This is a genomic window from Sphingomonas sp. 22176 (genome assembly GCF_052045505.1).
Taxonomy (GTDB): Bacteria; Pseudomonadota; Alphaproteobacteria; order Sphingomonadales; family Sphingomonadaceae; genus Sphingomonas.
The window spans coordinates 250,260-272,287 of the sequence record NZ_JBQEPL010000004.1 but is presented as its reverse complement, the minus strand read 5'-3'; the positions used below and the strand labels follow the sequence as shown (position 1 = coordinate 272,287).

Here is a 22,028-nt window from a genome sequence, read left to right as displayed (position 1 = left end):
GCTTCCCTTAGCGCGCCGCGCGGCTTTGTCGAACCCTTGCGCGCGCAGGTGCGCGCTCAGGCGACCTTGCGCAGGCGCGGCACGAGCATGCCAGAGCAGTTGGGCACCGCGGCGCCGCGCGCAAGCAGCCGGCGCGGCTCGAACGGACCGGGCAGGCGCCAACGGGCGGTGCGGTTCGCATCGAATCCGAAGAAGCGACCATAATATTCCGGATCGCCGATGAGCATCAGTGCCTCGGCGCCGGGGAGGGCACTCACATCGGCGGCATCCAGCATCTCCTGCATCAGCCTGCGGCCAATGCCGCCCTGCTGCAGATCCGGATCCACCGCTACCGGGCCGACCATGACGAGCGGCACCATCGGCCCCGAATCGCTCGCCAGCGCCACCGGCCAGCTCTGGATCGTGCCGGCGAGCTTGCCATCTTCGCTTAATGCGGCAAAACTGAAGGGGCGAATCGGCAGGGTGCCCTGCCGCACGCGATAGGCGGTACGCAGATGCCGCTCCGGCCCGAAGGCACGGTCGAGCAGCACCTCGACGGCGTGCGGATCGACCGCATCGAGCGCAACTATTTGAACCACGGCCTATCCTTCCCCGCCTCGGACCCGATGCCGAAAGGCGCGCGCCTTAGCGTCCTCGTGGCCGAGCGCAAGCGCGCAATTTTACCGATGTGCATGCAGAATCTGCACGGGAAGTGCCCGGGCTTTCGGATGCGGCACGATCTGCTATGGCGCGCGCCTGTTTCGCCCAGGAAAGGCCGCTCGATTGCCCGATTCATTGCAGCTTCAGGTCATGGACCTCGAGGTGGAGGTGCTCACCGGAGTCTATTCCGAGGAGACGCACCTGCCGCAGCCGCTGCGCATCTCCGTCATCGCCGATCTCGATCTGCCCGAGCGCTTCCTGCCGGACACGCCGCTCAGCGCCTCGAAAAGCTATATCGACCTGAAGCACGCTGCGACCGACGCGCTGCCAAAGGACGTGCACTTCACGCTGATCGAAGCAGTGGCCGACCATATCTGCGAGACGCTGTTCGTATCCGATTCGCGCGTGCGCCGCGTTGAGGTGCGGATCGTGAAGCTGGCGATCGCCGAGGCAGACGAATCGATCGGCATCACCCTGGTCCGCCACCGGCGCTGAGCGCCGGCGGCGGAGAGGGGGTTCAGGTGCAGGGCCCCAGATCACGCAGCACGACTTGGTAATCCTCGCGCGCTGCCTGCGCATTGTCGGGCGTCTCGGCGCTGACCGCTGCGTCCGGCAGGCTTTTGGGCAGTCCGCAGGCGAGCCGGAACCAGGCCAGCGTATCCGGCTTCGGCGCACCGGCATTGGGGTCGACGATATCGCCCAGCGACACGCCCCAGCGCGGCTTTTCGCCGGGACGGCGCAGGATCTGCAGCGAAATCGGCGCGCCGTTCGCGGTCTTCACGAATACCTGGGTCTCGCCTTCGCCGGGCAGCGCGCCGGGCACATGGAAGGCGTTGCCGATGCCGGTCACAGCCGGTGGCGCGTCGCTCGCCAGTACTTCACGAGTTATGCCGCGCACCCGCGCGTCAAGCTCGGGACTCCACAGATATTGACTGTCGACACCGGTCAGCTGGACCTCGCCGGGCTTGTTGCCGACGGCGCGCGCGAAGAGCAGCACGCGCTGCTTCTTCAATTTGGGTAGCTTGCCACGAGAATCGAGCGGCACGTCGGCAAGGTAGGAAATCTGGGTCGGTAGCGCGCTGCTACCGCGAATCAGTGCCAGCACGTCGGCGGTGACGTAGAGGCGGGCCCGTCCCGATGCGAGACCGGGCGCTGCATTTTCCTTGATCCGTATCATGTCGCTGATCCGCGCGTCGATCACCAGGGGTGCGTTGACAATCGCGGTAGCGACGGTGGCGTAACTGGGTAAGCCACTTTGCGCTTCTTGGCGGATTTGCGCGGTTTGCGGAGCGGGTTGCGCAAGCGCAGGAAATGCCGCAGCGCAACAAAACAGCAGGGGTAGAGCGGTTTTCATGTCGCTGCCGGTACCGGATTGTGCCGATCTTATACAGAAATAATTCTGCCATGGGCGCATTGTACGACCAATTCGTCCGACAAAGAGTTTGCGTCGTCGGAAGGCCCACGATACAGACTCGGTGCTCTCGCCATCAGGGGCGCAGTGTGACCCGAGGCGAGCGGACTTGTGCGCGGCTGCCAGCCGGCCAGGGTCGCAAGCAGGATTAGAGGGAGTGACGTTGCCGAATGGCTTACGCTGACCGGAATGTAAGTGGCAGTCGTGTGGTAGCGATCGTAATCGTCGCTATCATCGTGGCTGGCATGGGTTATGCCTTCGTCACAGGTCTGGCATACCAATATATCAAGAAGAAGGCGGAAGAGCTGAAGACCTTCGAGGTCGAAGAGCCGCCGCCCCCGCCGGAGGAGATTCCGCCGCCGCCGCCGCCGCCGGACACGCCGGTGCCGCCGCCCCCGACCCAGGTCGTGGTGCCGCCGGCCATCGTGCAGTCGGTGTCGCCTGCGCCGCCGGTCGCCACCACCAACATCATCCCGCCCCCGCCGCCGATCACGCCGCCTGCGCCTCCCGCGCCGACGGCTCCTCCGGCACCGCCGGCTCCGCCGAAGGTGGCCAAGGCGCTCCGGCCGCGTTCGTCGCCGGGTTCCTGGGTGACGAACGACGATTATCCGTCGGAGTCACAGCGCGCGGGTGAAGAAGGTGTCACGGGCTTCCGCCTCGACGTCGATGCGTCGGGTCGGGTGGTGTCGTGCACGATCACGTCGTCGAGCGGCTCGAGCCGTCTGGATACCCAGGCGTGCAACCTGCTCAAGCGCCGCGCTCGTTTCGATCCCGCCGAGGATGCGAACGGCAACAAGATTCCGGCTCCGTACGTGAACCGGTTCAGGTGGCAGATCCAGAAGTAACTCTCCGGTTTCCGGTCCGCCGGGCAAGGCGGACCGGCTTGCGCAAGAAGCTATCTTTTAGAGGAAAGACCCAAAATGCTCACGACCATTCTCGCTGCCGGTGCCGCCGCAGCCAAGGGAGACAACCCCTACGGCCTGATTCCGGCGCTGAAGGAAGGCGGCCTGATCTCGCAGTCGGTGTTCACCATCCTGGTGCTCATGCTCTTCGTGTCGCTGTACATCCTCTTCACCAAGCTGTTCGAGCAGCAGAAGATCATCAACCAGTCGAAGCGCGTCCGCGCTAGCTTCTGGAGCTCGTCGAGCCTGCGCGAAGGCGCTGCCAAGCTCGAGAAGAACTCGGCCTATCGCCAGATCGTCGACGACGGCCTGGAAGCGCAGGAGCAGTACAAGCTTCTGACCGATCCGGTCGAAGCACATGACTGGCTGCACGGCTCGCTGGCCCGTTCGGAAGGTTCGATCAACTCGGCGCTGGGCGGCGGTCTCGCCTTCCTCGCGACCGTCGGTGCGACCTCGCCGTTCATCGGTCTGTTCGGTACCGTTATCGGCATCTACCGCGCGCTCATCAAGATCGGTTCGGCCGGTCAGGCTTCGATCGACGCCGTTGCCGGCCCGGTCGGTGAAGCGCTCATCATGACCGCACTCGGCCTCGTCGTCGCCGTGCCGGCCGTGCTCGCCTTCAACTTCCTGCAGCGCCGCAACAAGGCGATCGCCGAGAACCTGAACGCGTTCTCGAACGACGTGCTCGGCTACCTGGCATCGGACGGCCGCGTGAAGCCGGCTACTGCCGCTGCACCGAAGAAGCCGGCCGTTGCCGCCGCTGCGAAGCCGGCGACCACGACCGCTGGCCAGACCGGCGGCACCCCGACCCGCCCGTAAGACCAAGGTCGCAGGGCTGCGCATGTCGCGTAGCCCTGCCGCCGGATCGCGATCCGGCGCACAAGAGGATAGGATAGCGCCCAATGGCGATTAGCACAGGCAGCGGCGGCGACGACGTACCGATGTCGGACATCAACACCACGCCCCTCGTGGACGTGATGCTGGTTCTTCTGATCATCTTCCTCATCGCCGTTCCCGTTGTGGTCCAGACGATCGACCTCGCGTTGCCGAAGGTGCAGTTCGAGCCGACCACGACCAAGCCCGAGAACGTCTCGCTCTCGGTCAAGGGTGGCCCCGACGGTTGCGAGATCTTCTGGGGTCTGACCCGGGTCAATCACACCGAGCTGCTCGACCGCGCGGTCGCCAAGCTGAAGGCTGAGATCGACCGTCAGGGTGGCCCGAACGCCGCAGGTCTTGAACTTCCCGAAGTTCATATCCGCGGTGACGTCAACACGCCCTATCGCTGCATCGGCGGCACCATCTACACGATGCAGATGGCGGGTTTCGTGAAGGTCGGCTTCATCTCGGAACCGGAGCCCGGTTCGAATACCGCCCGGCTCTGAACGGCCTCGCTTAAGGAGTTACGACAATGGCAATGAGCGCAGGCCGTGATGACGGCGAGCCGATGATGGACATGAACACGACGCCGTTGATCGACGTCATGCTCGTGCTCCTCATCATGTTCATCATCACCATTCCGGTCCAGACGCACGCGGTGAAGGTCGACCTGCCGCAGCCGAGCAACAACGCCTCGCAGCCCGTCGAGCCGGACAAGAACAAGGTCTATATCGACGCGCAGGGCCAGGTGTTCTGGAACAGCATGCCGATCAACGACGTGATGCTGCGCCAGTATCTGGACGCATCGCTGCAGCGTTCGCCGGAGCCCGAGCTGCACTTCCAGCCGGATCCGCAGGCGCGGTACGAAGTGGTCGATCGCGTTCTGGCGATCATCAAGCGGGCGAACGTCACGAAGCTCGGCTTCGTCGGCAACGAGCAGTACCGCAACGATTTCTGATCCGCGGCGCGGTCAGAGTATTTTGGGAAGGCGGCCCTTCGGGGCCGCCTTTTTTTGTGCCTGACGGAGTGGGGCCGCCCGCGGCGGGAGAGGGCCCTCGCGGGTGTGCCGCGACGTTCTTCGGTCCGCTGCACCCGCCACGAAGACGGCCTACCCTTAGGCACAAATGCGGGGTTGCAGGGATGTCGCGAACGTGTCACCTTTCAGTCATCCAAGTGTCACAAAAGTGCAACCTGGATGTAATGATGAGAGGAGGGCGTTATGTCGATCAAACTTGTCGCAGCGGCCGCGGTGTCCCTGCTGAGCCTGGCCTCGCCGGCGATCGCACAGGATAGAAACCTCGCGGCCCAGGAAATCATGACGGGTTCCTATGCCACGGCCGAGCAGAAGCTCCTCAACCAGATGCGCCTCGATCAGCGCCCTGAGTTGCAGCTGAACCTTGCGGCCATCTATTATGCCACCGGCCGGGTCGACGAAGCGCGCGCGCTGTATCAGGACGTGCTGCAGAAAGACGACGTGCTGATGACGGTGACGACCGACCGGGTCGCCGGATCGCACGCGATTGCGGAAACCGGATTGCGTTATCTGAGCCAGCGCCAGCACATCGCGTCGCGCTGATCGGGCCAGTCAGCGGGTGGCAACGTCGATCCGCGCTCGCCCTCGGGTAAAAAGGTGAAAGCGCGTCAGGCTCTGCCGGCGCGCTTTTCCTTTGATGGGCGATGGGGCGCTTAGAAGCTCGCCCAGTCGTCACCATCCGCCATGGCCTGAACCGGAACGGCGCGGGTGCCGCACGATGCCTTGGCCCCAGTCGACTGCGACGGCAGCACCGGACGGCGCAGCGGGGCCTGATGCGCACCGGTCTGGAAGGTGGCGGCATGGGCGTCGAGCCGGGCGACCTGCTCGGTGAGCTGGCGCGCAGCCGCCGAGGTTTCCTCGACCATCGCGGCATTCTGCTGGGTGGCGCGATCCATGTCGCCGATCGCGCTGCTGATCTCGCGGATCGCGGTCGACTGAGCGCGATTGTCCGCCGCGATGCCGCCGAGCAGCTGGTGGACCTCACCGACGGTGTCGACGATCGCCGCAAGGGCGTTATCCACGCGCTCGACCGCGCTGCGCGCGACCACGACTTCGGACTGGGTGACGGTGAGCTGGTCCCGCGCTCGCTTGGCCTCTTCCTCGGCGCGCATGGCGAGCGCGGAGACGAGGTCGGCAACGACCGCGAAGCCGCGGCCCGCTTCACCGGCACGTCCGGCCTCCACCGCTGCGTTCATCGCAAGCACCCGGGTCTGGAAGGCGATCTTGTCGAGGCCCTCGATGACGCTGTCGATGCCCTTGGCGCTGTCCGACACCCGCGTCATCGCCTGCACCGCCTCGTCGGCCGTGGCGCGGCCCGACCCGACCACGCCGATCGCCTGGTCGGCGCGCTCCACCGTCACGCCGGCGGCCGCGGCGGTCGCATCGATCCGCTGGTTCATCTGGGTGATCGCGGCGGCGGTCTGCTCAAGGCTGGCGGCATTGCCCTCGGTGCGGCGCGCGAGATCCTCGGACGCGCTGGCGATCTCGTTCGAGCCGGTGCGGATCGAGGCGGTGCCTTCGAGCACGGTGCCGATCAGTTCGCGGAGGCTGCCGATCGCCGAGCGGAAATGGTCGGCGAGTTTGGCATAGCCCGCCGGGAAGTCGTGGCCGATATCGGCGGTCAGGTCACCCCCGGCGATCTTGGCCAGTGCCTGGCCGAGCGCGTCCATGGCATGCTCGCGCGCCGCCTCGGCCTCGCGGTCGCGGCTTTCGGCCTGCTGGCGGGCGATCTCGGAAGCGCGGAAATGCTGGAGCGCTTCGGCCATCGCACCGATCTCGTCGGCGGCGGCATGGGCCGGGATGGCGATGTCGACCTTGCCGGCGGCGAGCGCACGCATGGCGGCGGTCATCTGCACCAGCGGCGAGAACATACGCCGTCCGAAATACCAGGCGGTGCCCGCGACCAGCAGCGAGATCAGCGCGGCCGACAGCGCCAGCGTCCAGCGCGCGCCGCCGATCGCGCCCATTACGTCGCTTTCGGGGATGCCGACGAACAGGATGCCGATCGTCTTGCCCGAGGAGTCCTTGATCGGATCATAGCCGGTGAAGAAGGGCTTGCCGAGGATGTCGGCCTTGCCGCGATAGGGCTGGCCCTTGTCGAGCACCGTCTCATAGGCGGCGTTGCGCGCGAGCGGGGTGCCCACGGCGCGGGTGCCGTCTTCCTTCAGGACGTTGGTCGCGACCCGCATGTCGCCGCGGAAGATCGTCGCGGTGCCGCCGACGAGGCGCTTCACTTCGTCGACCGGCGCGTCCCAGTTGTTGAGCTTGTGGCTACCGACATAGAGGTCGTCACCCTCGACGCGGAAGTCCGCACCATAGCCCTTGAGCACGCTCCAAGCGACGCGCATGTTCACTTCCTGGCGCTCGGCGGCGGTCCGCGCGGCCTGCTGCGTCAGCGCGTGATCCGCGACGAAGAAGGTCGCGATGGCGAGCAGGAGCATGCCGCCAACGGCGAGGACTGTCGTTTTGGACGCGAGCGAGAGGTTGTGAAAGCGCTTGAGCATGTTGATCCCGTCAAAATAGCCCGCGGTGCGTAATTCGCGCTCAATGCGGTAATCTCCGTATTCATTATAGTGCAGGGCGAAAGCCGGCGGTTTCAGCGCGACTTAAGGGCAAGTACGGAAAGTAGGGCGTAGGGGACTCGGATCTTGCATGAGGAGAGACGGAATGGCTGAAGAAGTCACCGGCGGGTGTCAGTGCGGCCGAATCCGCTACTGCGCGCGGATCGACAATGACGATGCCTATCTCTGCCATTGCCGGATGTGCCAGCGCGCGACCGGCGGCGTCTCGATCGCGTTCAAGGGGGTGGCCAAGGCGGACGTTAGCTGGGAGCGGGAGCCGGATCGCTACCGCTCCTCGCCGATCGCGGAGCGGGGCTTCTGCCGCGAATGCGGCACGCCGCTGACGTTCGAATTCCTCGACGGCGAGAATATGGACCTGACGATCGGCAGCTTCGACGCGCCGGGCCGCTTCCAGCCGCGCCACAACTATGCGGTGGAGAGCATGCACGAACAGTGGCTCGACACGACCGCGCTGCCCCGATACCGGACCGAGGACAACCCGAACGTCGTCAAACGATGGATGGACAGCATTGGCCGACTACCCGACTGAAACGCACCGCTTCGCCAGCTTCGATGGGCAGGAGATCGCCTGGACCGAGATGGGGGAGGGGCGGCCCGTGGTGCTGATCCACGGCTATTTCTCCACCGCCGAGGTCAACTGGATCAAATACGGCCATGCCGCCAAGCTCGCCGCGCGCGGCCGCCGGGTGATCATGCCCGATCTGCGCGCGCACGGGCACAGCGCCAAGCCGCATGATCCCGCTGCCTATCCGCCCGACGTGCTGATGCGCGACAATTTCGCGCTCATCGCGCATCTCGGCCTGACCGACTATGACCTGGGCGGCTATTCGCTCGGCGCGCGTACCGTGGTGCGAATGCTCGCCAATGGCGCCACGCCGGACAAGGTGGTGCTCTCGGGCATGGGGCTGGACGGGCTGGTCGCGACCAAGGGGCGGGGGGCCTATTTCCACCGGGTTCTGACCAATCTCGGCAGCTTCCAGCGCGGCAGCTCCGAATGGCTGACCGAGGCGTTCCTCAAGACCACCAAGGGCGACCCCGTCGCGCTGCTCCGCATCCTCGACACCTTCGTCGATACGCCGCGCGACGAGATCGCGGCGATCGCTCAGCCCACCGCGGTGATCTCGGGCGCGGACGATTACGACAATGGATCGGCCAAGGAAGTGGCGGACCTGTTGCCCTACGGCCTGTTCATCGAAATCCCGGGTAATCACATGAGCGCGGTCACCCGGCCGGAGCTCGGCGATGCGCTGGTGGAGTTCCTCGCTGGTTGACGGGGCAGGGGTGGCGCGGCAGGGTCCGCGCCATTCATGTTTTCCGGGGACTTAGCATCATGATCCGTACCGGCCTTTCGCTCGCGGCGCTCGCCGCGATGCTCGCCGCGCCCGCCCAGTCGCAGACCAGCACGACGCCTGCCGCGGCGCCGACCGCGTCCGAAGCCGCTGCGTTCCTGACCCGCGCACAGCAGGAAATGGCGGCGTTCACGCTGACCTCGTCGCGCGTCGCCTGGGTCAACGCGACCTACATCACCGACGATACAGATGCGCTTGCCGCCGATTACGGCGCCAAGGGCACCGAAATGGCGGTCCGCTTCGCGCTCGACGCCGCGCGCCTGCAAAAGGCACCGGGCCTCACCCCCGAACAGCAGCGCCAGCTGACCATGCTCCGCGCCGCGCTGGTGCTCCCTGCGCCGACCACGCCGGGCGCCGCCCAGCAGCTCAGCGACATCTCGACCAAGCTCGGCTCCTTCTACGCCAAGGGCAAGGGCACGCGCGGCGGCAAGCCGATCAACGGCAGCGACATCGAAGCCGCGATGGGCACCAGCCGCGATCCCAACGAGCTCAAGGAGATGTGGGTCAGCTGGAACGACGCGGTCGGCGCGCCGATGCGCCCCGATTACACCAAGCTGGTCGGCATCGCGAACCAGGGCTCGAAGGAGCTGGGCTTCGCCGACACCGGCGCGCTGTGGCGCTCGGGCTATGACATGCCGCCCGCCGAATTCGCGGCGATGACCGACAAATTGTGGGACGAGGTGAAGCCGCTCTACGTCGCGCTCCACACCTATGTCCGCCGCAAGCTCAACGAGAAGTACGGCGATGCGGTGCAGGCCAAGACCGGCCCGATCCGTGCCGATCTGCTCGGCAACATGTGGGCGCAGGAATGGGGCAACATCTACGACGTGGTCGCGCCCAAGGGCGCCGGCGACCTCGGCTATGACGTGGGCGACCTGCTCAAGGCGAAGCAGTACGACTGGAAGAAGATGGTCCAGACCGGCGAGGGCTTCTACTCGTCGCTCGGCTTCGCGGCGCTGCCCGGCACCTTCTGGGAGCGCTCGCTGTTCGTGAAGCCCGCCGATCGCGAAGTGCTGTGCCACGCCTCGGCCTGGGACATCGATGAGAAGAACGACGTCCGCATCAAGATGTGCATCAAGGTGAATTCGGACGACTTCGTCACGATACACCACGAGCTCGGCCATAACTATTACCAGCGCGCCTATCAGGCGCAGCCGGCACTCTACCGCAACGGCGCGAACGACGGCTTCCACGAGGCGATCGGCGATTTCGTCGCACTTTCGATCACGCCCGAATATCTGGTCCAGATCGGCCTGCTCGATCGCGCCCAGGTGCCGACCGCCGACAAGGATATCGGCCTGCTGCTCCGTCAGGCGATGGACAAGGTCGCGTTCCTGCCGTTCGGCCTGCTGGTCGACAAGTACCGCTGGCAGATCTTCGACGGCACCATCCCCACCAACCAGTACGAGGCGGGCTGGAACAAGCTGCGCCTCCAGTACCAGGGCATCGTGCCGCCGGTGGCGCGTGACGAAACCAAGTTCGACGCGGGCGCCAAGTATCACGTGGCGGGCAGCGTGCCCTATACGCGCTACTTCCTCGCCCGGCTGCTCCAGTTCCAGTTCTACAAGGCGGCGTGCGACCAGTCGGGCTGGAAGGGCCCGCTGCATCGCTGCTCCTTCTACGGCAACAAGGAGGTCGGCGCGCGGCTGAACAAGATGCTCGAGATGGGCGCCTCCAAGCCCTGGCCCGACGCGCTGCAGACCTTCACCGGCAGCCGCGAGATTTCCGGCAAGGCGATGGTCGAATATTTCGCGCCGCTCAAGAAGTGGCTCGACGAACAGAACAAGGGCCAGCCGCAGGGCTGGTAAACTTCTGCAAGACTTTCTCCTCTGATTTGTGCAGATACCCGCGCAAATCGGAGGAGAAGTTGATGCGTACCAAGAGCTTCGTTCTGGCACTGGCCCTCATCGCCCCTGGCGTGGCGAGCGCCCAGCGTTCCGGCCAGCCGGTCATGCTGGAAATCGTCGGCAATGGCGGGACCGATGTGAAACCGGGCAAGGTGACCCTCGAGGTCGGCTATATCGGCAAGGGCAAAACCGAGGCCGAGGCGAAGCGCGACAGCGCTGCGCTGCTTGCCAAGATCGAAGGTGTGCTGAAGGCGCAGGGGCTTTCGGCAGCGGCGATCAGCGACGCCCCGCTCGATAGCGTCATCAAGGCACAGGCCGACCAGGTGCAGAGCGAAGACGCCGACAGCGCCAGCGATGCGGCGCCGACCGTCACCGATCCCCATGCCCGTATCCTTACCTTCCGCACGACGGCGCAGGCCGAAGCGGTGCGGGACGATCTGCTCGTCAACGACTTCAAGATCGGCACGCTTCGTGCCGAGCCCGATGTGGCCGAGGTCGATGCCGCGTACAGGCAGGTGAAGGCGATGGCGCTGCGCAATGCGCGCACCGATGCCGAGATCTACGCCAAGGAAATGGGTATGCGCGTCGCCCGGGTTGTGCGGATCAGCGAAACCGGCAGCGGACCCATAACGCCGGGCCTGCAGACCAAGATCGAGCTGGCGATGAGCCAGGGGCCGCAGGCGGCGTTCCGCAACTTCAAACGGGCGGACGGCGCCACGCACGTCGAGAAGGCGCTGGTCGTCACCTTCGAGCTGCAGTGAGTGATGCTTAATTCTCCCCCGCGAGGGGGAGGTGGGCCGCGTTAGCGGCTCGGAGGGGGAGGATGCCGATACGATAGCTGTCGTGCTTTCTCCCCCTCCGTCGCCTACGGCGCCACCTCCCCCTGATGGGGGAGGATCAAGGGGTCAGTCCTCGGGATCCTTATCCGGAATCATGTTCTCGTCGGCAATCTCGGCGTTCCATTCTGCCGAGCTGTCGGTGCCGTCGGGCTGGTGCGCGGTGCCGGGCTGGTTGTCGGGCGTCTCGCGGGTCGGTTCGGGGTTCATGGCGCTCTCCTTGTCCCAAGGAAACGCGCCCGCCGCGACCCGGTTCAGTCTGGCATGCGGAACAGGAAGAAGGCGCCCGCTGCGATCAACGCGATGGCCCGGCTGGTGAGGATCACCAGCAGCAGCGGCGCACTCTTGAACTTCAGATGGCTATACTAGGCGAAGGTCATGAAGAGGTTGGAGACGAACAGCAGCCCGACCGGCAGCACGCAATCCAGCATCGGCATCCGAGATTAGCCTGAATAGGCGCCGCGCAGCAGATCCATCGATTCGTGGTGGGTAAGATCGAGATGCAGCGGCGTGACGGTGACGAACCCCGCCTCGATCGCATCGAGATCGGTATCGGGCGCCGCCTGGTGCGGCATCCGGCCCATCGCCAGCCAGTAATAGGGGAAGCCGCGGGGATCGAGCCGCTTGTCGAGCGTGACGCGGCCATAGTCGCGGAAGCCCTGCGACACGACCTTGATGCCCTGCACGGCGTCGGCTGCGATCGGCGGGAAGTTGATGTTGACCAGCGTGCGTGGTTCCATGTCGATGTCGAGCAGCGGCCGCAGCACGCGCTCGCCCCAGGCCTCGGCGGTGTCGAACGGCACCGCATCGCCCATGCCGCTGCGCGCATAGCGCTGGCTCAGCGCAATCGAGCGGATGCCCGCCAGCGCGCCTTCCATCGCCGCCGAGACGGTGCCGGAGTAGCTTACATCCTCGGCGAGGTTGCCGCCGCGGTTGACGCCGGAGAGGATTAGGTCGGGCTTCGCATCGGCCATCACTTCGCCGAGCGCGAACATCACGCAGTCGGTCGGCGTGCCCTTCACCGCATAGCGACCCTCGCCGTGGCGGCGGACGCGGAACGGCTCGGTGAGGGTCAGCGAGCGCCCCTTGCCCGATTGCTCCTCCGCCGGCGCGACGACGGTGATGTCGTCGGACAGCGTCCGCGCGATCCGCTCCAGCACGGCCAGGCCGCGGGCGTGATAGCCGTCGTCGTTGGTGAGGAGGATCCGCATCAGCCGCGCGGTTCAAGCCGGTTGAGGCCGCCCAGATAGCGCTGGAGCACGGTCGGCACCGCCACCGATCCGTCTTCCTGCTGGTAGTTCTCCAGCACCGCAACGAGCGTGCGGCCCACCGCCAGGCCCGAGCCGTTGAGCGTGTGGACGAAGCGCGTGCCCTTCTCGCCTTCGGGGCGGTAGCGCGCGTTCATCCGGCGCGCCTGGAAGTCGGCGCAGGTCGAGCAGGACGAGATCTCGCGATAGCGGTCCTGGCCCGGCAGCCACACTTCGAGGTCGTAGGTGCGCGCGGCAGTGAAGCCCATGTCGCCGCTGCACAGCTTCATCCGGCGGAAGGCGAGGCCGAGCTTGGTCAGCACGTCCTCGGCGGCGTCGGTCATCCGCTCATGCTCGGCTTCGGACTGGTCGGGGGTGGTGATCGACACCATCTCGACCTTCTCGAACTGGTGCTGGCGGATGAAGCCGCGCGTGTCGCGGCCCGCAGCACCGGCCTCGGAACGGAAGCAGGCGGTGAGGGCGGTGAGGCGGAGCGGCAGTTCCTCTTCGCTCAGAATCTTCTCTCGCACCGCGTTGGTGAGGCTCACCTCGGCGGTGGGGATCAGCCAGCGGCCGTCGGTGGTCTGGAACAGGTCCTCGGCGAACTTGGGCAGCTGGCCGGTGCCGAACAGCGCCTCGTCGCGCACCAGCAGCGGCGGCACGCATTCCTCATAGCCATAGCTGCCCGTCAGCGTGTCGAGCATGAACTGGCCGAGCGCGCGGTGCAGCCGGGCAGCGGCCCCGCGGACGAAGGTGAAGCGCGCGCCGGACATCGCCGCGCCGGTCTCGAAGTCGAGCCCGAGCGCCGGGCCGATCGCGTCATGCTCCTTCGGCGCGAATGCAAAGGCGGGAACGGTGCCGCGCTCGTGCACGAACACATTGTCGTTCTCGTCCGAACCGAACGCCACATCGGGATAGGGCAGGTTGGGGAGGGCGGCGAGCCGGCCTTCCAGTTCCTCGCCCACCGCCTTTTCCTCGGCCTCCAGCGCCGGCATCCGCTCCTTGAGCGCCGCCACTTCCGCCATCAGCGCGGCGGCGGCTTCCTCGTCCTTCTTCGCCTTGGCGGCGCCGATCGCCTTCGAGGCTTCGTTGCGGCGGGCCTGGCCGGCCTGCAGCTCGGTCACCAGCGCGCGGCGACGCTCGTCGAGCGCCAGCAGCGCCTCCGACTGCGGCTCCAGGCCGCGCTTGGCCAGACCCTGGTCGAAGGCTTCGGGATGTTCGCGGAGGAAGCGGATATCGTGCATGGCGCGAACCTATGGCCGGGGCCCGTTCCCCACGCAACCCCGCCGCCGCCCACCCGTTGGTTGCTCCTTACGTGAACAGCCAAAAGGAGAGCGCGATGCTGGTTCCTCATGATGCGATGGTGGTGGTGGCCGATGGCCGCAAGCTGCTGATGCTGCGCAACCAGGGCGACGCCGAATATCTGAACCTCGAAGTGGTGCGGAAGGAACTGCACCCGAACCCGAAGGACTCGGATCAGAAGACCGATTCGTCGGGCGCGGCCGCCTCGACACGCGGCGGCGGGCAGTTCGCGTCGTCGGGCGGGACGATGGGGGAAACCGACTTCCACCAACTGGAAGAAGATCGCTTCGCCGCCGAAGTCGCGGGCATGTTGAAGGAAGAGGCCCTGCGCAACAGCTTCGAATCGCTGATCATTGTCGCCCCGCCGAAGACGCTGGGCGAACTTCGCAAGCATTACCATGTCAGCGTCAGCGAACGGCTGAAGGGCGAATTGGCCAAGGATCTGACCGATCACCCCGTGCCGGACATCGAAAAGGCGCTCCAGTCCGCCTGAAGCCTCGTGGCGGGGGCGGCACGAGCCGCGTCCGCCACGGCCCTCTGATTTGTTACGCCGAAGGCTCGCCCTTGTTCGAATTCAAGACAAGACCCCTCGGTGGGAGGGCGTTCGTCCCGCCCAGAAACCGGAAAAGTGCAAGTCGTTCAGGCGATGCTAATTTCTACCAAGCTATAGGGAGTTCCCGCCAAAAAGCTTTCGCGGCATTGGCTTGTTAATGGCTGCTTGCGAAAGTATAGCGCCTGCGGGCAATGCAGTCTCTAGAGCGGCACGCCACCGGGGACTGGTGTGGAGAGTGGGAATGGCAACTGTTTTGGGCCGTTTTGACGAGCACGATAAAAGCGTTCCTCCGGCCGCGAATGACGGCGACGACGGGTATCGGCCGAGCGACGACGAACCCTTCATGAACCCGCGGCAGCAGGAATATTTCCGCAACAAGCTGAATGGCTGGAAGGACGCGATCTATCGCGAGGCCGCCGGCACGCTGAACCAGCTCCAGTCCGAGCCGCTGCGAGAGGCGGATCTCACCGATCGCGCGTCGAGCGAGACCGACTGGTCGATCGAACTGCGCACCCGCGACCGTCAGCGCAAGCTGATCGCCAAGATCGACGCGGCGCTGCGCCGCATCGAAGAGGGCGAATATGGCTATTGCGAAGTGACGGGCGAGCCGATCCCGCTGGGTCGCCTAGAAGCTCGTCCCACGGCGACGATGACCGTCGAGGCGCAGGAGCGGCACGAACGCAACGAGAAGATCAGCCGGGACGAGTGAAATCTACGTTGGAATCCGCTCCGGCAAAATACCGGGGCGGATTTCGGTTAATCCTTTCGTTAAGAGTTGTTGGTCTACTCCCTGCGGGTGCGAATCCGCCATTGAGAGCCAATCATGGACCAGCAGTCTTACATCCCCGCCACCACGCTTTCCGCCGATGACTTTGCGGGCAAGCGGAGCGGTGTCCGCGACAGCCTGTTGCTGACCGCGCAATTCCGCGTCGACGGCGAGGATGTCGGCACGGTGCGGGTGCGCAATCTTTCGGCGGGCGGGCTGATGGCCGAATATACGGGTCCGGTAGGCCTGCGGACGCCCGTGGAGATCGAAGTCCGCGGCGTCGGTTGGGTGAAGGGGAAGATCGCCTGGGCTGCCGAAGGTCGGGTGGGCGTCGCGTTCGACAACGAGATCGATCCGAAGCTTGCGCGCAAGCCGGTTGGCGGGGGCACCCAGACGCCTGCGTATGTGAAGCCCATTTTCACGCGCCGCTAAGCGCCGGCGGACCCCTTTCTCCGAAAAATCCCGCTCGTCACCTGCATGGCTCTAACGATCGGAATGTATGTCCCTGGCTCGCGCGGCAAGTGTCTGCCGCGCGAATCCAAGGTTTCGGTAAATAGTCCGTGAATGGGACGGCTATCGCTGCATCTCTTCCTTGACCCGCAGCTTCTCTTTCTTCAGTTGCGCTAGCAATATGTGATCGGGGAGGGGGCGCTGCGTTTCGGTGGCGATTCGCTGGTCGAGCTGCGAATGTTTGGCGTTAAGTGCCGAAAGATGCCCGGTGTGCATGAAGCAGTCCTCCTTCAATGACTCTGAGGGGAGCCAACTACATCATGTTTTGCGCCGCTTGTCGCGTGCAGAATCAACACTGATCGACAGACCGCGGAAAAGCCGCGATGGTTCGCATGCCGGGCAACGAACCGGTGAGTCGGGCGCACTGGGGGCACAGAATGGACGAAAGCGAGATCCGGCGGCGGTTGGAACCTCTGCGTGCCGAGCATCGCGACCTGGACGCCGCGATCGCCGCGTTGGCGGATACCGGCACCGGAGACCAGCTGCAGATCGCACGGCTCAAGAAGCGAAAGCTCAAGCTCCGCGACGAGATTTCGTTGCTCGAGGATCAGCTGATCCCGGATATCATTGCATGATTGTTCCATTTTGCTGCGATGCGGCAAAATTGGTGCGTTCCGCTCGGCGCGATCCTGTGGCAGCTAGACGGGCATGAAGCGCCCGGACGCCCTTGCCTTGCATCGCCGACTGGTCGACTCGCTTTATGTCGAGGCGATGGTGCTGGCGGATGAGGCGCGCGGCTATTTCGACCAGCTCGGCCGCGACGAGCGCGACGCGCTGGCGGCGCTCAGCCGGGTGGCGTTCTCCTGCGAGTCGCTCAAGGTTACGACCCGGTTGATGCACGTCATCGCCTGGCTGCTTACCCAGCGCGCTGTGGATGCGGGCGAGCTCCAGCTCGCCGATGCGCGCGCGCCCGGGCGGCGGCTGGGACCTGCGCCCGAAACCGACGCCGCGCTGCTCGAGGACATGCCGCTCCAGGCGGTGACGATCGTGCGCGCGAGCATGGACCTGTACCGCCGCGTCGCCCGGCTGGACTCGGCCTTCGACATGCCGACGGTGGCGGTGCCGAGCCCCGCGCGGCGGATGCTCGACCGGCTCGCCGGCGCCTTCTAAGCGACTAGAGCGCCAGCCGCGCCCGCGCGGCGGCATATTCCGTCCGCAGGCGCTCGATCCGTGCGCCCGCCGGCTCGATCGCGTGGACCGCGCCGATTCCCTGGCCCGAACCCCAGATATCCTTCCACGCCTTGGCGCCACCGAAGTTCATTGCGCTAGGATCGCTTTCGGGCAGATGCTCCGGATCGAGCCCGGCATTGACGATCGAGGCGCGCAGATAATTGCCGTGCACCCCGGTGAACAGATTCGAATAGACGATGTCCTCGGCGCGGCCGTCGACGATCGCCTGCTTATAGGCATGGACGGCGTTGGCCTCCTCGGTGGCGATGAAGGGCGAACCGATATAGGCCAGGTCGGCGCCCATCGCCTGGGCTGCCAGGACCGCCCCGCCGGTGGCGATCGAGCCCGAGAGCGCGACAGGCCCGTCGAACCACTCGCGCACTTCCTGGACGAGCGCGAAGGGGCTCAGCCGCCCGGCATGGCCCCCGGCGCCCGCGGCGACCAGGATCAGGCCGTCGGCGCCCTTCTCGACGGCTTTGTGCGCAAAGCGGTCATCGATCACGTCGTGGAGCGTGATGCCGCCCCAGCCATGCACTGCGTCGTTAAGCTCGGGGCGGGCGCCGAGCGAGGTGATCACCATCGGCACCTTCCACTTGGCGCAGCTCGCCACGTCCTCCTCCAGCCGCGGATTGGAGCGGTGGACGATCTGGTTGACCGCGAAGGGTGCGGCGGGTGTCTCGGGATGGTCGCGGTCCCAGGCCGCCAGTTCCTCAGTGATCTGGTGCAGCCACTCGTCGAGCTGGCTCTGCGGCCGCGCATTGAGTGCCGGGAACGAGCCGACGATCCCGGCCTTGCACTGGGCGATGACCAGTTCGGGGCAGGAGATGATGAACAGCGGCGAGCCGATGACGGGAAGCCGCAGACGATCGAAGAGAGCCGGTAACGCCATGCCCGAGTGATACCGCAGCTACGAAGCCTGTCTAGGCGGAGAGCTGCGACGCTACGGCATGGCTGCCCGGCGAAGGCGGCCGGGTGCGACCCAATGCCGGAAAGTGCGCGAATCAGTCGATTCGGGTGAGGCCCGTCGCATATTCGCGCTGCTTGGCGGCATAGAGCGCGGCACTCGCGCGCAGCATCGCGCGCTGGGCCTCGTCGAGCGGGCGCACGGCGCGGGCGGGGCTGCCCAGGATCAGATGGCCCGCGGGAAATTCCTTGCCCTCGGTGACCAGCGCGCCGGCGCCGACCAGGCATTCGGCGCCGATCACCGCCCGGTTGAGGAGGATCGCCCCCATGCCGATCAGCGTCCCGTCGCCGATCGTGCACCCGTGGAGCACTGCGTGATGGCCCACCGTGACGTCCTCGCCGATGGTCAGCGGCGCACCCGGATCCGAATGGAGCAGCGCGCCTTCCTGGATGTTGCTGCGGGTGCCGATGACGATCGGTGTGTTGTCGGCGCGGATCACCGCGCCGAACCAGATGCTGGCGCCGCTCGCCACCTGCACGTCGGCGATTAACTCGGCGCTCGGTGCGACCCAAGCATCCGCGGCGACCTGCGGCGCCTTGCCCCCAAAGGCGTACAGCGGCATGCGGCTTACAGCGCGAAGCTCTCGAAACCGGCGGGCAGCGGCATGTGCATGCCGAGTGCGAGTGCCAGCGCGACCGCGCCGAGCAGCAGCGCCAGCGTGGAGGAGAGCGAGAACAGGCCCCAGCCGACCAGAGTCACGATCGGTGCATCGGCGCGCTGTTCGCGGCGGTTGCGCTGCATCGTCAGCAGCACGAAGCCAGCGGCCATTGCGTACATGAACACGAAGAATTCAGCCATTGCATCCACCCGATCTCTGCTCGCTTTCAGGGCTAACCCGTTCAGCTTTCAGCATCAATCCAGGGGAATTGCGGATCGCCGCGATGCAGCATGCATCCGCCGCATTTTCTCGGGAACAAATCGCCCCTCAGAGCGTAACGCCGCGCTTCCAAATCGCGATCTCCCGCTCGCCATTGCGTTCCGCCGCGGTGGGCGTGCCCGAGGCGATCGCGACGATTCGCTGGAGCAGGGCGCTGCCCGCCGCCGCCATGTCCTCGGCGAGGACCTGGCCCGCATCGAAATCGATCCAGCCGGGTTTGCGCGCGGCAAGGTCGCTGTTCGAGGCGATCTTGATCGTCGGCACGGGGAAGCCGAGCGGGGTGCCGCGGCCGGTGGTGAACAGAATGACCGTCGCGCCGGCCGCGGCGAGAGCCGTGGACGACACCGCGTCATTGCCCGGGGCCTCGAGCAGAGCGAGGCCTTTGCGCTGGACGCGCTCCCCATAGCCCAGAACGTCGGTGACGATCGCGTGCCCGGCTTTCTGCACCGCGCCGAGCGACTTTTCCTCGAGCGTGGTGATGCCGCCGGCGAGATTGCCCGGGGAGGGGTTTTCCGACACCGGCTCGCCGTGGCGGGTGAAATAGGCTTTGAAGCCATTCACCAGCCCGACGATCTTGTCGAACACCGGCGCGCTTTCCGCCCGCGCCATCAGCAATTGCTCGGCCCCGAAGATTTCGGGAATTTCGGTGAGGATCGCGGTGCCGCCCGCGGCGGTGACCGCGTCGCTCATGCGGCCGACAAGGGGGTTGGCGGTTAGGCCCGAAAACCCGTCCGAGCCGCCGCATTTGACGCCCAGCACGAGCGATTCGAGCGGCGCCTCAGTCCGCACGGCGCGCTCCGCCTGATCGATGAGCTCACCGACCAGCGCGACACCTTCCTCAACCTCGTCCTCCGCTGCCTGCGCGCCGATCGTGCGCAGATTGGGCTGAGAAATACCCTCCAACATGCCGCGCATCTGATTGGATTCGCAGCCAAGCCCTACGAGCAGCACGCCGCCGGCATTGGGATGGTTGGCAAGCGCCGAAAGGATCGCCCGCGTGCCCGCCAGATCGTCACCCAGCTGCGAGCAGCCAAAGGGGTGCGCGAAGGCATGGATGCCGTCGACCCGGCCCTCGAAGCGCTTGGCAGCGCGCTCGGCGATCTTCTCGGCGGTGCGGCCGACGCAGCCCACCGTCGGCAGGATCCAGATTTCGTTGCGCGTGCCCACCCGGCCGTCAGCGCGCCGATAGCCGAGGAACGTCGGCCCCGCCTCGGCCGGGGCGGCTTCGAAGGCGGGCTGGTAGGCATAGCTGCCGCTCGCCGCCAGCGCGGTCGCGACATTGTGGGTGTGGACATGCTCGCCCACAGCGATCGCCTGCGTCGCGCGGCCGATCGGAAAGCCGAACTTGTGCACTGCTGCCCCGGCCTCGATCGGGCGCAGCGCAACCTTGTGGCCTTGGGGAATGTCGGCGGTGACGGTTATGCCCAGCGCGGTTTCGCCCGCTCGGAGCGGGCGCAGGGCGGTGGCGACGGGATCACGCGGGTCGATCTGGAACAGGGCTGCAGTCATCCACTCGGAGTATAGGGAGGGAAGGTCCGCCCGAATAGAGGCGCCGTGGCATCCTTGTTGTGGATTGCGACGACGTGCCTGCCCAATTCCGCATTCGTAGTTTCCCTGAGCGGTAAGTTCCATTCGCCTGTGTTTCGGGGCCGTTAAGCCATTGGGCTGTAAGGGGGGTATCAACGCCGTGGGGGAGTTGGATCGCGTGAAGGCACCACCGCCGCAATCGGCCCTGATCCGGGCGATGATGCGCAGTTTCCGTTGGACGATGCGGCTGAGCCGTCTGCAGGCGTGGATCGTGGTCTGCATGGCGATGATCGTCACGGTTTTCGCCGATTGGGCCAGCGGACCGGTGGTCTCGATGACGCTCGGCTATCTGTTCGTCGACATTCTTGCAGCGTGGACGCTGCGCGAGCGCGCCGGCATCCTGGTAGCGGTGGTCTCGATCGTGCTCGGATCCGCCTTGAACGGGTTCGGATCGCTGCCTTTTGCCGACCTGCAGGCGCTGTCTGCCCCGGTCCTCATCTGGAATACGGGGACGCGTGCCGCAGGCGCGATCATGATCGTGCTGATGGTGGCGACGCTGCGCCACACGCTCGACGGCGAGTTGTGGCGCGCCTCCACCGATTATCTCACCCGCTCGCTCAACGGGGGCGCGTTTCGCAGCCAGCTGGAGCGGGTGGCGCAGATCGGCCGCCGTCGCGGTTCCACGCTGCTGCTGCTCTACATGGATCTGGACGGCTTCAAGGCGGTCAATGACCGCTATGGGCATGCCGCGGGCGACGTGGTGCTGCGCCGCTTCGCCGACGAAGCGCGGGCGCGGATGCGGCCCGACGACCTGTTCGCCCGCTTGGGCGGCGACGAGTTCTGCGCCTTTTTCGCAATTGAGCGCGGGGTGCCCCCCGAGCAGGTCGCCGAAAGCCTGCATGCGCGGCTGAGTGACGCGCTGCGCTCCACCGGGCACGCGGTGACCTGCAGCATGGGTGCGGTGGTGATCGACGCGGGAGCGACGGAGGATACCGAACGGATGATCGGATTGGCGGACGAGGCGATGCTGGAAGTGAAACGCAACGGCAAGAACGCGATCCGCATCGCGTTCGATACGCCCGGTACAGTGAGGCAGGCGGCGTGACGCTCCATTTCTTCTCCGCCGCCTTCCGGCCCCAGGACGAGGGGAGTCGCCAGGGCGCGGTCGATTCCCTGCGGCCGATCCTTCCCGACGATTCCGTGCTGCACGAATTGCTGGGCGAGACCTGCAGGGTGGTGCGGACACCGATCGCGATGGTCACGGTCACCGACGGCGACGTGCAGCGCATGATCTGCGCGGTGGGGATCGAGCCGGTGGTACTGCCGCGTTCGATCGCATTCTGCTCGCATACCGTCGCCGCCCCGGACGGGTTGCTGAGCGTGCCCGACCTCCTGGCCGATCCGCGTTTCCGCGCCAATCCGCTGGTCACCGGTGGCCCAGCCGTGCGCTACTATACCGGCGCGGTGGTGCGGAGCGGGCCGTTTCCGATCGGCGCGTTGTGCGGGCTCGATCGTCGCCCGCATGGCCCTGCTTCCTTCCGGCAGCGCGCCGAGCTGCGCCGCCTCGCGGATGCCGTCGCCGAGCGGATCGGCGCCCAGCCACGGCGCTGCTGAACCCGCCGCTCGCCCGGCTGGGC

General features: G+C 66.1%; 28 protein-coding genes. 17 read left to right on the top strand and 11 right to left on the bottom strand.

What is annotated here, in order from left to right:
- Positions 1-56 precede the first annotated feature (56 nt).
- Positions 57-578, bottom strand: coding sequence for a GNAT family N-acetyltransferase (locus tag ACTJKY_RS15890; RefSeq protein WP_440847085.1), 522 nt, complete (start codon positions 576-578; stop codon positions 57-59).
- Positions 579-762: 184 nt separating this feature from the next.
- Between ACTJKY_RS15890 and ACTJKY_RS15885 the strand changes: the two genes are divergently transcribed.
- Positions 763-1,134 carry a dihydroneopterin aldolase gene (locus ACTJKY_RS15885; protein WP_093295416.1) on the top strand — a complete coding sequence of 124 codons (372 nt, stop codon included), beginning with the start codon at positions 763-765 and terminating at the stop codon, positions 1,132-1,134.
- 22 nt (positions 1,135-1,156) lie between these two features.
- On the opposite strand, the gene ACTJKY_RS15880 is transcribed toward ACTJKY_RS15885, so the two are convergent.
- On the bottom strand, positions 1,157-2,053 hold the full coding sequence (locus ACTJKY_RS15880) for a hypothetical protein (RefSeq protein WP_440847084.1): 897 nt from the start codon (positions 2,051-2,053) through the stop codon (positions 1,157-1,159).
- 167 nt (positions 2,054-2,220) lie between these two features.
- On the opposite strand from ACTJKY_RS15880, the gene ACTJKY_RS15875 reads away from it, so the two are divergent.
- The 5 genes from ACTJKY_RS15875 (at position 2,221) to ACTJKY_RS15855 (ending at position 5,404) form a co-directional block, all read left to right on the top strand.
- A complete protein-coding gene (locus ACTJKY_RS15875; protein ID WP_141985219.1) occupies positions 2,221-2,895 on the top strand; it encodes an energy transducer TonB in 675 nt (224 codons plus the stop codon).
- A 75-nt stretch (positions 2,896-2,970) separates the two neighbouring features.
- Positions 2,971-3,771 (top strand): MotA/TolQ/ExbB proton channel family protein, encoded by an 801-nt coding sequence (locus ACTJKY_RS15870; protein ID WP_440847083.1) that lies wholly within the window; start codon positions 2,971-2,973, stop codon positions 3,769-3,771.
- An 83-nt stretch (positions 3,772-3,854) separates the two neighbouring features.
- On the top strand, positions 3,855-4,334 hold the full coding sequence (locus ACTJKY_RS15865) for an ExbD/TolR family protein (RefSeq protein ID WP_440847082.1): 480 nt from the start codon (positions 3,855-3,857) through the stop codon (positions 4,332-4,334).
- A 26-nt stretch (positions 4,335-4,360) separates the two neighbouring features.
- The gene (locus ACTJKY_RS15860; protein ID WP_141985222.1) at positions 4,361-4,786 is read left to right on the top strand and encodes an ExbD/TolR family protein; all 426 of its coding nucleotides are present in this window, start codon (positions 4,361-4,363) and stop codon (positions 4,784-4,786) included.
- Positions 4,787-5,047: 261 nt separating this feature from the next.
- Positions 5,048-5,404: a hypothetical protein gene (locus tag ACTJKY_RS15855; RefSeq protein WP_440847081.1), complete on the top strand. Its 357-nt coding sequence runs from the start codon at positions 5,048-5,050 to the stop codon at positions 5,402-5,404.
- Positions 5,405-5,514: 110 nt separating this feature from the next.
- Here ACTJKY_RS15855 and ACTJKY_RS15850 read toward each other — a convergent pair whose 3' ends face one another.
- Complete coding sequence (locus ACTJKY_RS15850) at positions 5,515-7,365, bottom strand: cache domain-containing protein (protein WP_440847080.1); 1,851 nt, start codon at positions 7,363-7,365, stop codon at positions 5,515-5,517.
- Positions 7,366-7,528: 163 nt separating this feature from the next.
- Between ACTJKY_RS15850 and ACTJKY_RS15845 the strand changes: the two genes are divergently transcribed.
- The 4 genes from ACTJKY_RS15845 to ACTJKY_RS15830 all read left to right on the top strand — a co-directional run bounded on the left by ACTJKY_RS15845 (position 7,529) and on the right by ACTJKY_RS15830 (position 11,400).
- Entirely contained in the window at positions 7,529-7,972 is a 444-nt protein-coding gene (locus ACTJKY_RS15845; protein ID WP_440847079.1) for a GFA family protein, read from the top strand.
- Positions 7,953-8,714, top strand: coding sequence for an alpha/beta fold hydrolase (locus ACTJKY_RS15840; RefSeq protein WP_440847078.1), 762 nt, complete (start codon positions 7,953-7,955; stop codon positions 8,712-8,714). Before ACTJKY_RS15845 ends, ACTJKY_RS15840 begins: the two co-directional genes overlap by 20 nt.
- 59 nt (positions 8,715-8,773) lie before the next feature.
- Positions 8,774-10,600, top strand: a complete 1,827-nt coding sequence (locus tag ACTJKY_RS15835) for a M2 family metallopeptidase (protein WP_440847077.1) — start codon at positions 8,774-8,776, stop codon at positions 10,598-10,600.
- A 62-nt stretch (positions 10,601-10,662) separates the two neighbouring features.
- A complete protein-coding gene (locus ACTJKY_RS15830) occupies positions 10,663-11,400 on the top strand; it encodes an SIMPL domain-containing protein (protein WP_440847076.1) in 738 nt (245 codons plus the stop codon).
- 144 nt (positions 11,401-11,544) lie between these two features.
- On the opposite strand, the gene ACTJKY_RS15825 is transcribed toward ACTJKY_RS15830, so the two are convergent.
- The 3 genes from ACTJKY_RS15825 to serS all read right to left on the bottom strand — a co-directional run bounded on the left by ACTJKY_RS15825 (position 11,545) and on the right by serS (position 13,966).
- Positions 11,545-11,685, bottom strand: a complete 141-nt coding sequence (locus ACTJKY_RS15825; protein ID WP_440847075.1) for a hypothetical protein — start codon at positions 11,683-11,685, stop codon at positions 11,545-11,547.
- Between the two features lie 233 nt (positions 11,686-11,918).
- The gene (surE, locus tag ACTJKY_RS15820; protein ID WP_440847074.1) at positions 11,919-12,686 is read right to left on the bottom strand and encodes a 5'/3'-nucleotidase SurE; all 768 of its coding nucleotides are present in this window, start codon (positions 12,684-12,686) and stop codon (positions 11,919-11,921) included.
- Entirely contained in the window at positions 12,686-13,966 is a 1,281-nt protein-coding gene (gene serS / locus ACTJKY_RS15815; RefSeq protein WP_440847073.1) for a serine--tRNA ligase, read from the bottom strand. Before serS ends, surE begins: the two co-directional genes overlap by 1 nt.
- 95 nt (positions 13,967-14,061) lie before the next feature.
- Here serS and ACTJKY_RS15810 point away from each other — a divergent pair, with 95 nt between their 5' ends.
- The 3 genes from ACTJKY_RS15810 to ACTJKY_RS15800 all read left to right on the top strand — a co-directional run bounded on the left by ACTJKY_RS15810 (position 14,062) and on the right by ACTJKY_RS15800 (position 15,775).
- A complete protein-coding gene (locus ACTJKY_RS15810) occupies positions 14,062-14,517 on the top strand; it encodes a host attachment family protein (protein ID WP_440847115.1) in 456 nt (151 codons plus the stop codon).
- A gap of 301 nt (positions 14,518-14,818) precedes the next feature.
- On the top strand, positions 14,819-15,286 hold the full coding sequence (dksA, locus tag ACTJKY_RS15805) for an RNA polymerase-binding protein DksA (RefSeq protein WP_125974254.1): 468 nt from the start codon (positions 14,819-14,821) through the stop codon (positions 15,284-15,286).
- A 114-nt stretch (positions 15,287-15,400) separates the two neighbouring features.
- Positions 15,401-15,775 carry a PilZ domain-containing protein gene (locus ACTJKY_RS15800; RefSeq protein ID WP_440847072.1) on the top strand — a complete coding sequence of 125 codons (375 nt, stop codon included), beginning with the start codon at positions 15,401-15,403 and terminating at the stop codon, positions 15,773-15,775.
- A 141-nt stretch (positions 15,776-15,916) separates the two neighbouring features.
- Here ACTJKY_RS15800 and ACTJKY_RS15795 read toward each other — a convergent pair whose 3' ends face one another.
- On the bottom strand, positions 15,917-16,069 hold the full coding sequence (locus tag ACTJKY_RS15795) for a YdcH family protein (RefSeq protein WP_093295841.1): 153 nt from the start codon (positions 16,067-16,069) through the stop codon (positions 15,917-15,919).
- A gap of 161 nt (positions 16,070-16,230) precedes the next feature.
- Between ACTJKY_RS15795 and ACTJKY_RS15790 the strand changes: the two genes are divergently transcribed.
- Both ACTJKY_RS15790 and ACTJKY_RS15785 read left to right on the top strand, forming a co-directional pair.
- Positions 16,231-16,428, top strand: coding sequence for a DUF465 domain-containing protein (locus ACTJKY_RS15790; protein ID WP_141985234.1), 198 nt, complete (start codon positions 16,231-16,233; stop codon positions 16,426-16,428).
- A gap of 73 nt (positions 16,429-16,501) precedes the next feature.
- Positions 16,502-16,963 carry a DUF1465 family protein gene (locus tag ACTJKY_RS15785; RefSeq protein WP_440847071.1) on the top strand — a complete coding sequence of 154 codons (462 nt, stop codon included), beginning with the start codon at positions 16,502-16,504 and terminating at the stop codon, positions 16,961-16,963.
- A 4-nt stretch (positions 16,964-16,967) separates the two neighbouring features.
- Here the strand turns inward: ACTJKY_RS15785 and ACTJKY_RS15780 are convergent, their stop codons facing one another.
- The 4 genes from ACTJKY_RS15780 to ACTJKY_RS15765 all read right to left on the bottom strand — a co-directional run bounded on the left by ACTJKY_RS15780 (position 16,968) and on the right by ACTJKY_RS15765 (position 20,373).
- Positions 16,968-17,912 (bottom strand): NAD(P)H-dependent flavin oxidoreductase, encoded by a 945-nt coding sequence (locus ACTJKY_RS15780; RefSeq protein WP_440847070.1) that lies wholly within the window; start codon positions 17,910-17,912, stop codon positions 16,968-16,970.
- 112 nt (positions 17,913-18,024) lie between these two features.
- Positions 18,025-18,549 carry a gamma carbonic anhydrase family protein gene (locus ACTJKY_RS15775; protein WP_440847069.1) on the bottom strand — a complete coding sequence of 175 codons (525 nt, stop codon included), beginning with the start codon at positions 18,547-18,549 and terminating at the stop codon, positions 18,025-18,027.
- A gap of 5 nt (positions 18,550-18,554) precedes the next feature.
- On the bottom strand, positions 18,555-18,785 hold the full coding sequence (locus ACTJKY_RS15770; protein ID WP_093295391.1) for a hypothetical protein: 231 nt from the start codon (positions 18,783-18,785) through the stop codon (positions 18,555-18,557).
- A gap of 127 nt (positions 18,786-18,912) precedes the next feature.
- Positions 18,913-20,373: a UxaA family hydrolase gene (locus ACTJKY_RS15765; protein ID WP_440847068.1), complete on the bottom strand. Its 1,461-nt coding sequence runs from the start codon at positions 20,371-20,373 to the stop codon at positions 18,913-18,915.
- Positions 20,374-20,569: 196 nt separating this feature from the next.
- Here ACTJKY_RS15765 and ACTJKY_RS15760 point away from each other — a divergent pair, with 196 nt between their 5' ends.
- Both ACTJKY_RS15760 and ACTJKY_RS15755 read left to right on the top strand, forming a co-directional pair.
- Positions 20,570-21,496, top strand: a complete 927-nt coding sequence (locus ACTJKY_RS15760) for a GGDEF domain-containing protein (protein ID WP_440847067.1) — start codon at positions 20,570-20,572, stop codon at positions 21,494-21,496.
- A complete protein-coding gene (locus ACTJKY_RS15755; RefSeq protein WP_440847066.1) occupies positions 21,493-22,005 on the top strand; it encodes a GAF domain-containing protein in 513 nt (170 codons plus the stop codon). The genes ACTJKY_RS15760 and ACTJKY_RS15755 overlap by 4 nt, the downstream gene beginning before the upstream one ends.
- Positions 22,006-22,028 lie beyond the last annotated feature (23 nt).

Coding starts and splice junctions, on each gene's coding strand:
- ACTJKY_RS15875 (WP_141985219.1), top strand. CDS start 2,221: ATGGCTTACGCTGACCGGAATGTAAGTGGCAGTCGTGTGGTAGCGATC.
- ACTJKY_RS15785 (WP_440847071.1), top strand. CDS start 16,502: ATGAAGCGCCCGGACGCCCTTGCCTTGCATCGCCGACTGGTCGACTCG.
- ACTJKY_RS15850 (WP_440847080.1), bottom strand. CDS start 7,365: ATGCTCAAGCGCTTTCACAACCTCTCGCTCGCGTCCAAAACGACAGTC.
- ACTJKY_RS15870 (WP_440847083.1), top strand. CDS start 2,971: ATGCTCACGACCATTCTCGCTGCCGGTGCCGCCGCAGCCAAGGGAGAC.
- ACTJKY_RS15775 (WP_440847069.1), bottom strand. CDS start 18,549: ATGCCGCTGTACGCCTTTGGGGGCAAGGCGCCGCAGGTCGCCGCGGAT.
- ACTJKY_RS15800 (WP_440847072.1), top strand. CDS start 15,401: ATGGACCAGCAGTCTTACATCCCCGCCACCACGCTTTCCGCCGATGAC.
- ACTJKY_RS15790 (WP_141985234.1), top strand. CDS start 16,231: ATGGACGAAAGCGAGATCCGGCGGCGGTTGGAACCTCTGCGTGCCGAG.
- ACTJKY_RS15845 (WP_440847079.1), top strand. CDS start 7,529: ATGGCTGAAGAAGTCACCGGCGGGTGTCAGTGCGGCCGAATCCGCTAC.
- surE (WP_440847074.1), bottom strand. CDS start 12,686: ATGCGGATCCTCCTCACCAACGACGACGGCTATCACGCCCGCGGCCTG.
- ACTJKY_RS15825 (WP_440847075.1), bottom strand. CDS start 11,685: ATGAACCCCGAACCGACCCGCGAGACGCCCGACAACCAGCCCGGCACC.
- ACTJKY_RS15830 (WP_440847076.1), top strand. CDS start 10,663: ATGCGTACCAAGAGCTTCGTTCTGGCACTGGCCCTCATCGCCCCTGGC.
- ACTJKY_RS15795 (WP_093295841.1), bottom strand. CDS start 16,069: ATGCACACCGGGCATCTTTCGGCACTTAACGCCAAACATTCGCAGCTC.
- ACTJKY_RS15865 (WP_440847082.1), top strand. CDS start 3,855: ATGGCGATTAGCACAGGCAGCGGCGGCGACGACGTACCGATGTCGGAC.
- dksA (WP_125974254.1), top strand. CDS start 14,819: ATGGCAACTGTTTTGGGCCGTTTTGACGAGCACGATAAAAGCGTTCCT.
- ACTJKY_RS15765 (WP_440847068.1), bottom strand. CDS start 20,373: ATGACTGCAGCCCTGTTCCAGATCGACCCGCGTGATCCCGTCGCCACC.
- ACTJKY_RS15810 (WP_440847115.1), top strand. CDS start 14,062: ATGCTGGTTCCTCATGATGCGATGGTGGTGGTGGCCGATGGCCGCAAG.
- ACTJKY_RS15855 (WP_440847081.1), top strand. CDS start 5,048: ATGTCGATCAAACTTGTCGCAGCGGCCGCGGTGTCCCTGCTGAGCCTG.
- ACTJKY_RS15860 (WP_141985222.1), top strand. CDS start 4,361: ATGGCAATGAGCGCAGGCCGTGATGACGGCGAGCCGATGATGGACATG.
- serS (WP_440847073.1), bottom strand. CDS start 13,966: ATGCACGATATCCGCTTCCTCCGCGAACATCCCGAAGCCTTCGACCAG.
- ACTJKY_RS15780 (WP_440847070.1), bottom strand. CDS start 17,912: ATGGCGTTACCGGCTCTCTTCGATCGTCTGCGGCTTCCCGTCATCGGC.
- ACTJKY_RS15880 (WP_440847084.1), bottom strand. CDS start 2,053: ATGCGCCCATGGCAGAATTATTTCTGTATAAGATCGGCACAATCCGGT.
- ACTJKY_RS15770 (WP_093295391.1), bottom strand. CDS start 18,785: ATGGCTGAATTCTTCGTGTTCATGTACGCAATGGCCGCTGGCTTCGTG.
- ACTJKY_RS15835 (WP_440847077.1), top strand. CDS start 8,774: ATGATCCGTACCGGCCTTTCGCTCGCGGCGCTCGCCGCGATGCTCGCC.